Source organism: Flavobacterium cerinum (genome assembly GCF_004028155.1).
GTDB lineage: Bacteria > Bacteroidota > Bacteroidia > Flavobacteriales > Flavobacteriaceae > Flavobacterium > Flavobacterium cerinum.
The window spans coordinates 58,683-73,765 of sequence record NZ_SBII01000013.1 but is presented as its reverse complement, the minus strand read 5'-3'; the positions used below and the strand labels follow the sequence as shown (position 1 = coordinate 73,765).

At 38.2% G+C, this 15,083-nt stretch carries 15 protein-coding genes; 9 read left to right on the top strand and 6 right to left on the bottom strand.

Translation table 11 applies throughout. The features are described 5' to 3' along the window. Positions 1 to 110 precede the first annotated feature (110 nt). The 4 genes from EPI11_RS16270 to guaA all read right to left on the bottom strand — a co-directional run bounded on the left by EPI11_RS16270 (position 111) and on the right by guaA (position 4,656). Complete coding sequence (locus tag EPI11_RS16270) at positions 111 to 509, bottom strand: OsmC family protein (protein WP_128391043.1); 399 nt, start codon at positions 507 to 509, stop codon at positions 111 to 113. A gap of 4 nt (positions 510 to 513) precedes the next feature. Continuing rightward, entirely contained in the window at positions 514 to 2,460 is a 1,947-nt protein-coding gene (locus EPI11_RS16265; RefSeq protein WP_128391042.1) for a LysM peptidoglycan-binding domain-containing protein, read from the bottom strand. 143 nt (positions 2,461 to 2,603) lie between these two features. After that, positions 2,604 to 3,002 carry a LysM peptidoglycan-binding domain-containing protein gene (locus tag EPI11_RS16260; protein ID WP_206619133.1) on the bottom strand — a complete coding sequence of 133 codons (399 nt, stop codon included), beginning with the start codon at positions 3,000 to 3,002 and terminating at the stop codon, positions 2,604 to 2,606. Positions 3,003 to 3,126: 124 nt separating this feature from the next. Then, the gene (gene guaA / locus EPI11_RS16255) at positions 3,127 to 4,656 is read right to left on the bottom strand and encodes a glutamine-hydrolyzing GMP synthase (RefSeq protein WP_128391040.1); all 1,530 of its coding nucleotides are present in this window, start codon (positions 4,654 to 4,656) and stop codon (positions 3,127 to 3,129) included. A 123-nt stretch (positions 4,657 to 4,779) separates the two neighbouring features. Here guaA and EPI11_RS16250 point away from each other — a divergent pair, with 123 nt between their 5' ends. The 8 genes from EPI11_RS16250 (at position 4,780) to EPI11_RS16215 (ending at position 10,750) form a co-directional block, all read left to right on the top strand. Beyond that, complete coding sequence (locus EPI11_RS16250) at positions 4,780 to 5,424, top strand: hypothetical protein (protein WP_128391039.1); 645 nt, start codon at positions 4,780 to 4,782, stop codon at positions 5,422 to 5,424. 79 nt (positions 5,425 to 5,503) lie between these two features. Next, positions 5,504 to 5,899 carry a VOC family protein gene (locus EPI11_RS16245; protein ID WP_128391038.1) on the top strand — a complete coding sequence of 132 codons (396 nt, stop codon included), beginning with the start codon at positions 5,504 to 5,506 and terminating at the stop codon, positions 5,897 to 5,899. An 86-nt stretch (positions 5,900 to 5,985) separates the two neighbouring features. Beyond that, entirely contained in the window at positions 5,986 to 6,762 is a 777-nt protein-coding gene (locus EPI11_RS19110) for a glycine-rich domain-containing protein (RefSeq protein ID WP_206619132.1), read from the top strand. Positions 6,763 to 6,828: 66 nt separating this feature from the next. Further along, a complete protein-coding gene (locus EPI11_RS16235) occupies positions 6,829 to 7,506 on the top strand; it encodes a DUF4919 domain-containing protein (RefSeq protein WP_128391037.1) in 678 nt (225 codons plus the stop codon). A gap of 26 nt (positions 7,507 to 7,532) precedes the next feature. After that, positions 7,533 to 7,955: a VOC family protein gene (locus tag EPI11_RS16230; protein ID WP_128391036.1), complete on the top strand. Its 423-nt coding sequence runs from the start codon at positions 7,533 to 7,535 to the stop codon at positions 7,953 to 7,955. A 95-nt stretch (positions 7,956 to 8,050) separates the two neighbouring features. Continuing rightward, positions 8,051 to 9,064 carry a DHH family phosphoesterase gene (locus tag EPI11_RS16225; protein WP_164879190.1) on the top strand — a complete coding sequence of 338 codons (1,014 nt, stop codon included), beginning with the start codon at positions 8,051 to 8,053 and terminating at the stop codon, positions 9,062 to 9,064. A 4-nt stretch (positions 9,065 to 9,068) separates the two neighbouring features. Beyond that, on the top strand, positions 9,069 to 9,629 hold the full coding sequence (gene gldI, locus EPI11_RS16220) for a gliding motility-associated peptidyl-prolyl isomerase GldI (RefSeq protein ID WP_128391035.1): 561 nt from the start codon (positions 9,069 to 9,071) through the stop codon (positions 9,627 to 9,629). Between the two features lie 20 nt (positions 9,630 to 9,649). After that, positions 9,650 to 10,750 carry a peptidylprolyl isomerase gene (locus EPI11_RS16215; RefSeq protein WP_128391099.1) on the top strand — a complete coding sequence of 367 codons (1,101 nt, stop codon included), beginning with the start codon at positions 9,650 to 9,652 and terminating at the stop codon, positions 10,748 to 10,750. 111 nt (positions 10,751 to 10,861) lie between these two features. Here the strand turns inward: EPI11_RS16215 and EPI11_RS16210 are convergent, their stop codons facing one another. Further along, on the bottom strand, positions 10,862 to 11,299 hold the full coding sequence (locus tag EPI11_RS16210; protein WP_128391034.1) for a hypothetical protein: 438 nt from the start codon (positions 11,297 to 11,299) through the stop codon (positions 10,862 to 10,864). A gap of 177 nt (positions 11,300 to 11,476) precedes the next feature. Between EPI11_RS16210 and EPI11_RS16205 the strand changes: the two genes are divergently transcribed. Next, on the top strand, positions 11,477 to 14,146 hold the full coding sequence (locus EPI11_RS16205; protein ID WP_128391033.1) for a T9SS type A sorting domain-containing protein: 2,670 nt from the start codon (positions 11,477 to 11,479) through the stop codon (positions 14,144 to 14,146). A 66-nt stretch (positions 14,147 to 14,212) separates the two neighbouring features. Here the strand turns inward: EPI11_RS16205 and EPI11_RS16200 are convergent, their stop codons facing one another. Next, positions 14,213 to 14,947 (bottom strand): YqjF family protein, encoded by a 735-nt coding sequence (locus tag EPI11_RS16200; RefSeq protein ID WP_128391032.1) that lies wholly within the window; start codon positions 14,945 to 14,947, stop codon positions 14,213 to 14,215. Between the last annotated feature and the right edge of the window lie 136 nt (positions 14,948 to 15,083).

Here is a 15,083-nt window from a genome sequence, read left to right as displayed (position 1 = left end):
TATAATTTCATCTGAATACATTTCATTATTCAAACTACAGTTATACTAAAAAAAGAGCAAAAAAAAAACACCTATAAATAGGTGTTTTCAATTCTATATTTCAATGTGTTTTACCAATTAAAAACTACATCCTTCTCTATATCCGGATGCAGACTAAGAAACACAGGACACGTCATTGCAGCACGTTCAAAAATGGTTCTGATCTTTTCGTCAGACTCCATATTCATATTTATAACAATCCCAATTTTAGCAATCATTCTGGGCTCAGCCTGCATTACCTTGGTTACCTCTACTGTAGAACCTTCCATTTTTAAGTCCATCTGCATTGCTTTTATCCCCATAATAGAGATCATACAGGCACCTAATGCATTCGCAACTGTATCTGTAGGCGAGAAAGCTTCACCCTTCCCGTGATTATCTGTTGGCGCATCTGACAATATCTCTGTGCCCGACTGAATGTGAATGGAAGATGTTCTTAACTCTCCCAGGTACGTGATTTTTGATGTCATAATTTTATTGTGCTTGTTTTATACTTAAATCCTGGTCGTAATACATGATGTAAACTCCCGTATTATAGTTACCACCGTTTTCGGTTTTATAAGCAAATTTATTCTCTATCTGTTCAGACGCTTTCGTGTTCATTACCTCCATGAAACCATCTTCCTGAAATAGACGCATAATAACATCAAATGTAACATCAAAGCCTCTTGTAGCATATTGATTAGGCATAACACCATTTTTCTCTTTAAACACTTTCCCAAATACTGCAGCCTCAGGTGTTTCACTATCATTTGTTACCGATGGATACAACATTTTAAGACTGGCAAGTCGGGTTATAGGTATTTCCCTATTATCAAGTGTTTCATTTCTGTCTAACACCACAAGCTGTATCTGATAATCTGCAAGAGCATCAACCAATGCTTTAGTTGTACTCACAGTCATCCCGATTTTTTCGGTTTCCAAAATAACATAATTCATTTTATCTTTTACCAGTAAACCTTTAAGCTGATCTACTATTATCGCTCCTTCCGGACTCAACGGTGCAAATTTCACACCTGGATAATTGCTTCTTATAAACTCTTTTGAGCTGCCTTTTTTAGCATCTACAACAGCAATAACATTTCCGTTCTTTGTTTTTAAGTACTCTAACATGGAAAGCCTAACTTTTTCTGAAGTAGGTATCGTCTGGAACAAATTAGAATAAGGTTTTGTAGTAGTGTTAGACATTGGCGACACAACAGGAATACCTTTAGCGGCCAATAATGACGCAAGTGTTTGAGCATTACTAGTAAAGAATGGACCTATAATCACATCTACCCCGCCAAGACCGGCAGCCAATCCATTTACATCGGATGTGCTTTTGCTCTCTTTAGAATCTAATATTTTTACTTTTAGCGGAAGACCTAACACCTTAGCCGAATCTATTGCCATAAGTGCACCCGCATAAAAATCGAGTGTCATATTCAGAAATTTATCCGTACGTAATAGTTTTGAACGTACCGTATCCGACTCCATTCTTGCAATATTAAAAGGCAATAATAAAGCGATCTCTTTTGTTCCTGATTTTTTTAAAGCACCAAGACCACCTTTTGGTTTACCCGTCGCAACAACATCCGGAGTAGTATCTATAGCTGTATTAACTCCTTTTGGAAGTTTTAATATCATTCCATCCTTAAGTCCATCTTTAGCATCCGGGTTAAGTGCAATTATTTTTTCTTCGGTAAGTCCAGTTCTTTTGGTAAGACTGTAAAAAGTTTCTTTAGGCTGTACTTCATAATTTATGAACTCCGACTGTTTAAGAGGCTCTGTAACTTGTTGAGCTGCTTTTTGTATTGCAGCATCTTTGCCTAATTTAAGTTTATAACCTACCGGAAGGGTTTCTTTTACTTCTGGATTAAGTTCTTCAAGCAGCTGAAGTGATATTCCAAACTCTTTAGCAATAGAATACTTGGTTTCTCCTGCCTGAACAATATGAAAAGTATAAACAGGTTCTCTGTTCGTTTTTTCTTCCTGCTTCAATACTTTCACCTGGGCAGCTACACCACTTCCTTTTACAGGAATGATAACCTGCTGACCTATTTGCAGGCCGTTATCAAGCGCAGTTCCATTGGCTTTTTTAATATCTTCTACAGTTACATTATACCGTTTTGCAAGACTGTATAATGTTTCTTTAGCTTCTACTTCATGTATTGTGTTAGCGATCTTTGTAGGCTGTTCTTTTACAGCAACTGTCGTAGCAGCCACCTTAGAGGGTGCAGGTATAAGAAGAACAGTATCTTCTTTTATTCCGTTTTTAGAATCGGGGTTTAGCCTGTAAATATCGTAAGGTGTAACTTTATACTTTTTCGCAATAGCAGCTACCGTCTCTCCTTTCTCTACTTTATGCTTTTTTAACTCCTGAGCATAAGCAGATGTTGATAACAATGCGAGTGAAAAAAATAAAATTACAATGTACTTCATGGTGTGATTTTTTAGAACAATTTTGCAAATGCAAATTTAGCTTTTACTACAACTATACGATAGCTTTATCGCATAAATTTCAGTTAAAAAGACAAAAGCCATACCAAAAGCCTTTTACAGTAATCCTAAACAAAAAAGAAAGACTATTCGTCTTCCTCTTCTTCTTCTGTTTTTTTCTTTAAAGGCGGCACTGAGGGCACCTGTATAGGGTTACCTCCATTTTTCTTTATCAGTTCTTCTTTAAATTTATCAAGGTCTTTTTTATGCGATTTATGTAGCGGAATTTTTAATACCTGCCCTGCTGTTACGCCATATTTATCTGTCTGCACCTCATTATACTTATATATCTCATCCGGATCTACCATGTATTTTTTAGAGATCATTAGCATTCTTTCCCCCATAGTGGTTGTATGATCAATAAAGTAACTATCCAGATCAATCAACTGGCCATCCTCTGTAGTTTGCGTTTCCTTATCATCCTGAGCAGTGACATTCTGGAACATTAAAAAAGCAAAAAATAAAAGTAGTATTCGTTTCATCATGATAAGCTTAACTATTAAAGTATTAAAAGTAATTTATTTTTTCTAATACCCAAAGTTAAATAAACACCATTAGGCAAAATATAAAAAGCCCCGCAATGCGGGGCTTTTACTATAATCTTAAAGTTTATTCCCACTCAATAGTGGCAGGTGGTTTAGAGCTGATGTCATACACCACGCGGTTAACTCCTTTAACTTTATTAATGATCTCGTTAGAAATTTTCATTAGGAACTCATACGGAAGGTGAACCCAGTCTGCAGTCATACCATCTGTAGATTCTACTGCTCTAAGCGCAACTACTTTTTCATAAGTACGCTCATCGCCCATAACACCTACACTGTTTACAGGAAGCAGTATCGCTCCTGCCTGCCATACTTTATCATATAGTCCGTGCTCTCTTAATCCGTTTATAAAAACCGCATCTACTTCTTGAAGTATACGCACTTTCTCCGGAGTAATATCTCCTAATATTCTTATTGACAGACCAGGTCCCGGGAAAGGGTGCCTACCAAGAAGTTCAGCATCGATACCTAAAGTAGCACCTACCCTACGAACTTCGTCCTTAAATAACATTCTTAATGGCTCTACTACCTGAAGCTTCATAAAATCAGGAAGACCACCCACATTGTGGTGTGATTTGATTGTAGCCGATGGTCCTTTTACAGAAACCGACTCGATAACGTCTGGGTAAATAGTACCCTGAGCAAGCCATTTTACATCTTCCAATTGGTTAGCTTCATCATCAAATACTTCGATGAATACACGACCAATAGTTTTTCTTTTTGTTTCAGGATCTTCAATACCTGCAAGTTGAGAAAGGAAACGGTCTGATGCATCTACACCTTTCACGTTAAGCCCCATATCTTTATACTGGTCAAGAACGCTTTCAAATTCGTTCTTACGAAGTAAACCGTTATTTACAAAAATACAATACAGGTTTTTACCAATTGCTTTATTTAAAAGTACTGCTGCCACGGTAGAGTCAACTCCACCTGAAAGGCCTAATACTACTTTATCGTCCTGAATTTTTGCTTTAAGCTCTGCTACGATATCCTCTACAAAAGAGTTTGGTGTAAACGTTTGTGGTACCTCTGCAATTTTTACCAGGAAGTTTTCAAGCATTTGTTTACCATCTGTAGAATGGTATACCTCTGGGTGATACTGGATTGCATAAGTAGTTTCGCCTTCAATTTTGTAAGCTGCATTTTCAACATCTTTTGTACTGGCTAATACTACACCGCCTGTAGGCAGTTTCTTGATAGTATCACTGTGGCTCATCCATACCTGGCTGTTAACCGATACTCCTTCAAGGAAAGGCTCACCTTCTTTAATATAAGAAAGGTTAGCACGGCCATACTCACGTATGTTAGACGGCGCTACCTCACCTCCACTAAAATGCGCAAGGTATTGTGCACCATAACAAACAGCCAGTAAAGGCAGCTTGCCGCGAATTTGAGAAAGATCAGGGTGCGGAGCATCATCGGCCCTAACTGAGAAAGGACTACCCGAAAGTATTACCGCTTTATAAGATGATAAATCAACCGGAGGGTTGTTATAAGGGAAAATTTCGCAGAAGATATTTAACTCGCGAACTCTTCTCGCAATAAGCTGAGTATATTGCGATCCAAAATCTAAAATAAGTACGTTGTGTTGCATGCGCAAAAGTAATGCTTATAATTGAAATTTAAAAACCCGATTATGAGATTTTGAAATTGTTTGGTTTTTAGCATATTGCTTTTAAAAAAAACTATTTTTGGTGCAAAATCATACAGCCTTTTTATGAAAAAACTATTTTTATTGCTTCTTATCACGTTTAGTTTCAATGGTTATGCATGCAGTTGCGATGGAACACCTACTGTAAAAGAATCCTGGCATTATGCAAAAGAAGTGTTTATCGCTAAAATAATTAGCATAGATTCTACTCACCTTTCTGATTATGGACAGAAAATATACTTATATGATGTTAAGATTCTTCATTTTTTTAAAAAAGACCCACTAAACAGATCGGAAGAAATAAGGACTTTTTTTAGCCGTAAAAGTCCTGGATTATGCGATTTTGAATTTGTCCTAGGCAAAAAGTATCTTATTTACGAAACCAACGGAAAAAAGAACTACGGAAAAAGCATGAATTATGCTCATATATGCTCCAGGACTGCTTTACTTACTCGTGTAGAAGATAAAGAGATAAATGAACTGGAAAAGTTATCCAAAGCCGGTATCAAAGACGATCCCGATATGGATGACACCATCGGAGTTTCCAGTAAAGAATATGGTAAACTAAGAGCACAGGTTTTAAATACTGAGACAATCTCCAAGCAAAACAAATACTTAATCATAATTTCGACTCTGCTATTTATAACAACTTTAGTTTTTGGTATTATTTACGTGAAAATAAAAAAGAAATTAAAACAATCTAAAACGTAAAAAATAAGATCACTGCTGACATAGGACTGTCATAATACCATTCAAATTTTGATCTGTTAATCATTATTTAAACAGCATTATGAACTTACGATCATTAAGAATTATTACAGCAGACATTAAACGCCTGGTTGGTTTTTATGAAAGTGTAACCGGATTAACTGCAAAATGGCATACTGAAGATTTTGCAGAAATAGGAACAGCCTCCTGTATACTGGCTATCGGCAGTACAAAAACACTCGCTTTCTTTGGAGGTGAAATTGCAGAACCCACTGCGAATAAAAGTGTTATTATAGAATTCCTGGTAGACAATGTAGACAACAGCTACGAACTCGTTAGGAACACAACTGACGATATCCTTCAGCAACCCGTAACGATGCCTTGGGGCAACCGTTCCATATTGTTCCGTGACCCTGACGGCAACCTCATCAATTTCTTTACCCCTGCAACTCCTGAAGCTCTAAACAGGTTCAAATAACACTCCAAAAATTGTAACAAACAGGTAGATAAATGAAATAAAAAACTACCTGTTTTATTTGTGTCTATAGTACCTTTAAAACAAAAATGACACAAAATGAAACACAACTCTGGAACAGGCTTGAAAGCTTTGAGCTTGACGAAAAAGATGCAAAACTAACCTTCTCTACCAGGCTTGCCCGCGAGAATGGCTGGGACAAAAATTATACACTACGGGTTATTGAGGAGTACAAAAAATTCCTCTTCATGTGCTGTACCTCTCCCACCGCTGTTACACCCAGCGATCCCGTAGACCAGGCGTGGCACCTGCATCTTACCTACACAAAATCCTACTGGACCGATCTTTGTAAAAACACTCTAAACACAGAGATTCATCACAATCCTACAAAAGGCGGAGAAAACGAACAGCAAAAATTTAACTCCTTTTACACAGGAATGCAGGAATTGTACAAAGAAAAATTCGGCACCGCTCCCCCGCCTGACATCTGGCACAACAACCAAACCCGATTTACCGACATTTATTTCCAAAGGGTAAACCTCAGCCGCTACTGGATAATAAAGAAACCTAAGGTAAAACTGCCAAAACTTACAATCCCGTTAGTCGTAATAAGCCTGAGCGGACTGATCATACAGGCCTCAATTAGCAATGCATTTATTGGGATTTTTACAGTCTTCATGGTTATAGCAGCGATAGCGCACTTTAAAAAAGACACTAAGAATAATCGAAATGGCAGTTCAGACTGTGGCGGAAGCTGCAGCGCAGGATCATGCTCCAACGAAAGCAGCGATAGCGGATGCTCCTCAAGCGGTGATAGTGGATGCTGCAGCGGATGCAGCGGCTGTGGAGGTGGGTGCGGAGATTAATTTTTAATCTGCTCAAAAAAAATCAGGGATTTTTATTTACCTTTAATCCTATCTAATTCCTGATAAATGAAATATTCCTTATCGCTTCTGTTTTTATTCCTTACCATTGGAAGCTATTCTCAAACAGAAGAATTCTCAAAACCAGATTATAAACTGATTGAAAAAAATGTTGAGGACAAAAAATCCCCTTACTATTTTGATGCCCTTTTAAAAAAATACAACAAAGCCGACAGTACAATGACTTTAGAAGAAAAAAGGCATTTGTACTATGGTTATTCTTTTCAAAAGCAATACTCTCCTTACGCAACTTCAGACGCGTTTGACAATCTTACCGAAATACTTCAAAACCAGAATACGGATAAGAAAACACTCGAAAAACTTCTTAAGATATCGGCTAAAGTACTTAAAGACTACCCTTTTAGTATCCGGATAAAAGAATACCGCATGTTTGCTTTTAAAGAGCTTGGCAAAATTAAAGAAGCTAAAGCCGAAGAACTCCAGGCGAGCATTATTATTGATGCTATACTAAGCACAGGCGATGGTACTACTCCCGAAAAATCTTTTTATGTAATTACTACAACAAATGAATATGAGATATTGGATATCCTTGGTTTTCGTTTTGGCGGAGAACAGGAACTCATAGAAAACAAATATGACTATCTCTCAGTGGTAGAGAACTCCTACAATCTGGAAGGCTTGTATTTTGACATAACGCGTCTTTTTGAAAGCTTTAAAACAAACTAAAAGACAACCAAATACGTAACAAAACAATGGCACAAGTAAATCCTTATTTAACATTTAATGGAACCTGTGAAGCAGCTTTCAATTTTTACAAATCGGTTTTTGGGGGTGAATTTCCATACATAGGCCGCTTTAAAGACATGCAGGGAGATGTACCCGAAGCTGCAAAAGAACTTATCATGCATGTGTCACTGCCAATAAGTAAGGAAACAATATTGATGGGTAGTGATTCATCCTATGCTTTTGGGCAAACAACAACCATGGGTAACAACATCGCTATATCGATAAATACAGAAAGTGAAGACGAAGCCCGTAAGCTTTTTGAAGGCCTTTCTGCCGGCGGAAAAATAACCATGCCACTCGACAAAACCTTTTGGGGGGCATTTTTTGGTATGTTTACAGATAAGTTTGGCATCAACTGGATGGTAAACTATGATTATGAACAGAAATAAAACAAGATAAAACACTACTAATCAATGAAGTTTGTTTTACACACAGGCTCTTTTTATGCCATTGGTGATAACAGAAAAAGATGTAAATTCGCAAAATGATGAAACCTCAAGATATTGAAGGAGTAAAGCAATTACTGGCTTCACCAAAAAAAATTGCCATAATACCTCACCGCAATCCGGATGGCGATGCCATGGGATCTACACTGGGATTGTACCATTACCTAAAACTTAAAGGTCATGAGCCTACCGTTATAACACCTAATGAGTTTCCCGACTTTTTAGCGTGGCTGCCTTCTTCTAATACTGTAAAGGTTTTTGAAAAAGACACAGAAACCTCTAATAAAATATTAAGCGAGGCGGAACTTATTTTTACGCTCGATTTTAACATGCTTAGCCGTACCGGCGATCAGATGGAAGCTGCTCTTAAAAAATTACAGGCTCCGTTTATAATGATCGATCACCACCAAAAACCGGGTGATTATGCTGTGTATGCTTTTTCAGATACCAGCTATGGTTCTACCTGTGAAATGATCTATCATTTTATTAAGGGCCTCGGTGATGGAGACATCATCGATAAAACAATTGCATCATGCCTTTATACAGGTATTGTTACAGATTCCGGATCTTTCCGTTATCCTTCAACAACAGGTACTACCCACAGGGTTGTTGCCGAGTTTATCGATAAAGGAATTGACAATACTGCAATACACAGCCTTTTGTTTGACAACCATTCGCACAACCGTGTTCTAATTTTGGCGAGGGCTTTGCAGAACATGAAAGTATTACCGGCATACAAAACCTCGTACACTACCCTTAGCCAGGAAGAGCTTAACAGTTTTGGACACACAAAAGGAGATACAGAGGGTATTGTAAATTATGGACTGTGCATGAAAGACATCGAGTTTACTGCTATGTTTACAGAAAATAAAGATGAAGGAATTATTAAAATATCGTTTAGATCTAAGGGCGATTTTGATGTTAACCAGTATGCCAGAGAGCACTTTAGCGGTGGAGGTCATATAAATGCTGCAGGTGGAAAATCTACCGAATCATTAGAGGCTACTATCCAAAAATTTATTGCTACTTTAGCACACACGAAAATTGACTGATACAATGAAGAAGATCTTTTTACTACAGTTATTCCTTACAGGAGTTCTTTTAGCAGGCTGCTCACAACAGCAGGCAAGAAAACCTATTTCCCATACTTCGGGTACGTTTATGAAAGAATCTATTAAGAGGAATAAAAAACTTGTAGCCAGCGAAGAATCGCTGATTGATTCTATTATAAAAAGCAATCCTGAGATAAAATACATCGCTTCAGATAAAGGATACTGGTATCACTATGAAATAGAGAACAGTACCGATAGCATACGACCTAAACGTGGTGATGTTGCTTACTTTAACTATGAAGTAAAAGATATTAAGGGTAATGTAATATACAGCGAAGCAGAGCTTAAACCGCAGGTATATTATGTAGATAAACAAAATATTATGATGGGACTTCGTGATGGCATAAAACTAATGAATGAAGGCGAAAAGGTAACGTTCCTTTTCCCATCGCATATGGCTTTTGGCTATCATGGAGACAATAAAAAAATTGGCACAAATCAGCCGCTTATATGCACCGTTACCCTAAACGACATTAAACCTGAAAGCCAAGTAAAAGAGAATTAATTTAACCATAAATGAAACCAATGACAAGTCTTTTCTTAAGCCTCGTGGCTTTATTTTTTTCGTGTAACAACAACACAACAACAACCCCACCAGAAAAAGTAAAACTAGGTGATGGATTGTATGCCGAAATCGAAACCAACAAAGGTAAAATCGTACTGGAACTGGAGTACAAAAAAACACCGCTAACAGTGGCTAACTTTGTATCTCTTGCCGAAGGCAAAAACGAAATGGTGAGCCCTGAGTATAAAGGCAAGCCTTTTTATAACGGTTTAATATGGCACCGTGTAATTAAAGATTTCATGATTCAGGGTGGAGACCCTAAAGGTGATGGTTCTGGCGGACCCGGATACAAATTTGCCGATGAGATCACAGATCTTAAACATGACAAAGCAGGTATCCTTTCTATGGCTAATGCAGGTAAAGGAACTAACGGAAGCCAGTTCTTTATAACACATGGACCAACTCCTCACCTTGATGGTTTACATACAGTTTTTGGGCACACTGTTGAAGGTTTAGACGTTGTAAATGCTATTGAGCAAAACGACCAGATCAAAACGATCAAAATCGTTCGCATAGGTAAAGACGCTAAAAACTTTAATGCTCAAAAAGTATTTAAAGAATACTATGAAAAAGCTGCAAAACAAGCCGAAGCTCTTGCAAAAACAAAAGCAGATAAAGTTGCTTACTTTGGTGATTTAAAATCTAAGGCTACAAAAACAGCTTCTGGATTAAAATACTTTGTTGTTAAAAAAGGTACAGGTAAAAAACCTGCTAATGGAGCTCAGGTATTCCTTGAATACTCTGGTTTCTTAGATAATGGTTCTGCTCTTTTATTTGACTCAAGTGACGCAGCTGTTGCTAAAGCATTCGGAAACTATATCCCACAAAAAGATGCTGCTAAGGCTTACAAACCAATTCCTTTCACTGCTGGAACAAAAACTGGAATGATACCTGGTTTTATTGAAGCTATTGATCTATTATCGTTTGGTGATAAAATTGTTGTATTTATACCTTCCCACTTAGGTTATGGCGAAAAAGGTTATCCACGTGCTTCGATACCTGGAAATGCTGACCTTATTTTCGAACTGGAAATGATGGAAACTATGCCGGCTGGTAAATAATAATCCACACTTATAATATAAAAAAGGGATTCCAGTTTTGGAATCCCTTTTTTTATGCGTTTATGCTACGACAGTCTCAGCATGACTAACCTTAATTCTTTAAGAGAAAGATTATGCTTTAAACTTCCAGTCGAATTCGTCTTTATTGTTAATTGTGGCACCAAGTTCTACTTTAATAACCTCATTAAACTCTACCTGGAATATAATCCAGTTGGCTTCATTAAAGTGGTTATCAATAGAATCAAATGATTCTATATCGAAATCTTTCAGACCATTTTGTTTTAGAATAGGTTCTGCCACAGACCATTTTGCGCCAATAATTTTGGTTGAAAACATCTCTAAAGAAGGACTTGTAGAAAGTATATATCCTAATTTAAAATCTTCTTCCTGGTAAAAAGTAAGACGCATTTTTTTATCGTTATACAGATAAATCGTATTATCATCTTCGTCTTTAAAATTTCTGTCAGGTTCGCCATAAATAGCTCTGACATCTTTTTCTTTCATCCCGAAAACGAGTTCTCCGATTCCTGTTTTTAAGTTTATTTTCATAAAAAATAATATAATTTTTGTTGAAACAAAAGTACGCTTTTTTTCTGTTATTCCTTTGACATCAGTCATTAGCCAAAAGTCATTTTTTATTTAAGTTTTATTTAACTAACTAATTATAAAACTATTAAAACAATACTACCGTAAGTACCTGTTACAATTAACATCAATTATTTACTTATGAAAAAAACAATTACTTACTTAAAGATGATTACTGTATTGTGTTTGCTTATTGGCTTTAGCGCCAATGCCCAAACTATTACGGTAACAAACACAAACAACAGCGGCGCAGGTTCCTTCAGGCAGGCGGTACTGGATATTGCCGCAGGCGGAACAATCCTGTTTAATGCTTCCCTTAACGGAAACATGATTACACTAACCGGCGAAGTAGCTATTAGTAAAAACATTACCATTATGGGTAATGGCAGCACGAATACTATGATAAGCGGAGGCGGCACATCGAGAATACTGCTTCTTACTGCCGGAAATGTTACAATAAACAACCTGACACTTACAAATGGCTTTGCAATTGATAATGGCGGAGCCATTTCTGCATCCGGTACTACCCTGCTCATCAATAACAGTATCATTTCAAACAACACTGCAAACGGAGCTATTACAGGCCAGGGCGGCGGCGGTATTTTTATTTCCAACGGTTCACTTACTATTAATACATCGAGCGTTATCGATAATGATGCCATTGGCGCTTCAGGAAGCGGTGGCGGCATCATGGCAGGTATGGGCGGCAATATTACTGTAAACGGTGGTACTATTACCGGAAACCTGGCTAACAGAGCTGGTGGCGGTATTGAAGGAAACTCTGGTGCAGGAACAACAATTACCTTAAACGGTGTTACGCTGGACAATAACATGACAGGATCTGCTCCCGGAAATGGCGGCGGACTTCATATTACCGGTGCTGGTACTACTATAATTACAGATGGTACCGTGAAAAACAATACAGCTGTTGCTGAAGGTGGCGGTTTATGGAACGGATCAGGAACCATGACTATTGAAGGTACACTTATATCTGAAAATATGGCAAGCGGTCCGGGTGCCGACCAAGGCGGTGGGGGTATTTATAACCTTAGCGGTATGCTGAACATTAATGCCGAAACGGTAATTAGTAACAATACCGCTAATGGTGCAGCAGGAAGCGGTGGCGGTATTTTAAATGATGTAGGCGGCAAACTTACAATTGTAGGTGCCGAAATAACAGGTAATATATCTAACCGTGCAGGTGGTGGTATAGAAGACAATGGAGGCGCTGCAGGACTTGTATCGCTTACCGATGTAAGTCTTAACCTGAATGTTACCAATACTTCTCCCGGTAATGGCGGAGGACTTCACGTAACCGGTGCCGGTACTGTGACTGTAAATGGCGGTATGGTAAGCAACAATAATGCAGGTGCCGAAGGCGGTGGTTTATGGAATGGTTCAGGAACTATGACTATAAGCGGAACTGTAATTTCAAATAATACAGCAAGTGGTGCAGGTGCCGACCAAGGAGGCGGAGGAATCTATAATCTTAGCGGCACGCTGAACATTAGCGGAGACACAGAAATATCAGGAAATATTGCAGAAGGTGCTGCCGGAAGCGGTGGCGGAATTCTTAATGATGTAGGTGGTAAAGTAACTATTGAAGATACCGAATTCACAGCCAACATTTCTAAACGCGCCGGTGGTGCTATAGAAGACAATGGTGGTGCTGCGGGTTTTGTAACTATAGACAATACTATATTCACAGCGAATAATGCAGGTACAGCCCCTGGTAACGGTGGTGCTATCCACATGACAGGAATGGGCAATGTAACACTTACCAATAGTCTGGTTGATTCTAACATTGCAGTACAGGGCGGTGGACTTTGGAACGGTACTGGTACAATGAATGTTTCCGGCACTTATATTACTGCGAATAGTGCTATTGGCTTAACTGCTAATGATGGCGGTGGCGGAATATTCAACAATGGCGGTATATTAAATGTAACTGCTTCTACACTATCATTAAATAGCACCGAAGGTTTATTAGGTCGCGGCGGAGGACTTCACTTAAAAGGCGGAACTGCTACACTACTTAAAAATACCATTTCAGGAAATACATCGCTTACCAATGGCGGCGGTATTTTCAATAATGGGGCACTTACTATAAACGCTAATACTATTGCGCTTAACAATGCAATTATAAGTGGCGGCGGTATAGCTAATGAAGGTGCAAACACCATCAGTTTAAAAAATACTATCGTAACTACAAATACCGCTATGATCTCAGGAGCGAATCTTTTTGGCAATGATGGTACAATTACCTCAAACGGTTTTAATCTTGTTGCAGCTGTAGACGGAAATGTATTTACGGAAACAGAAGATGATATAACAGGAAGTATTGCAGTACCTATTGTGATAGGGCTTTCGACACTAACAGACATGGAAGACGGAACTCCCGTACATACTTTAAACTGCCCTAGCCCGGCTGCCGATATGGGTGATCCGGCTGATAATTCTACAGACCAGAACGGTTTGGCTGTATTTAATGGAAGACGTGATATAGGAGCATATGAAGCACAACAGGATTGCGCTACAGCTGGTGTAGATACATTTGCTGCTTCACAAAAAAGTATGGTGTACCCTAATCCTTCATTAAACGGATTATTCAGGTTAGACCTGGCTCCGGGATATGAAACAGGTGCTGCGATAACCATCTATGAAATTGGTACAGGTAAGCTGGTTAAAGAAATAAAAGCAGATACTATGAGCATGGAAATAGGGATGGCAGGCTTTGCTTCCGGAACGTATGTAATGCAGATCGTTTCTGACCGTGCTACCGAAACTCATAAGCTAGTAGTTAGTAATTAGATTTATATTGTTTCCCTACTATTAATGCAAAAGGCTGCCAATTGGCAGCCTTTGCTATATTAAATATTATTTTTTCATTTTGATCTTCCGACCCTTTTTAACTACTATCTCCGACCCTTCTGCCAAATAAACCGATATCGGTTTTTGATCCTGTAAAAAGGAAAAATTTGGTCCGTAGGTCTTTTCAAAATCTACTTTTACTTCATAATCTCTTATAGGGTAGATCTGCCATCTTGGGTGTGCTACTTCATATTCTGAAGTTATGGTATCTGAAATTTTAGCATAACCCCAAAAATGTTCGGTAATAAATTCTTCTTCACTATCAGGTTTAATATCTACAGCTGTTTTATCGGATATTGTTTTAATGGTATGCCACTCCCCTTTTTTCTTCCAGCCATATTCTACCGTAAGGGTATCATCTGCCTCAACCCACGAATGCTTTGTTTTTAAAGTTTCGTAGTTTTCGTTATAAAGTACATTGGCCACAAACGTAAGCGCCGGGCGCGGAACAATTTCCTTAATAAACACAACACCTCTTTTATATTCTTCGTTGTCTTTGTACTTAACATAAAAACGCAGATTAATCTCTTCAAAGTTCACATGGAAAGGAATTCTGATCTTTAACATACGGGTATCTACAAACATAAAACCTATGAGGCTGACGTAACAGGTGCCGTTCCACTGATCCAGTTCTGTTTCGAATGGGAGATAAGGTTTTAGTACTTCAGGATCGATAGCATAATTGATCATTACAAGCTTTCGCCACTGTGCGTCCAGAAAGGTTTTCTTCGTTTGTGTCATGAGTTAAAGTTACAAATTGTTTAAGAGGATATAGCAAGTTCCTGAGATTTCTCCACTGCGCTGCGATCGAAATGACAATCACTGTCAAGCTGAGCTTGTCAAAGCGCATCTAAACACAAGAGCATAAAAAAATCCG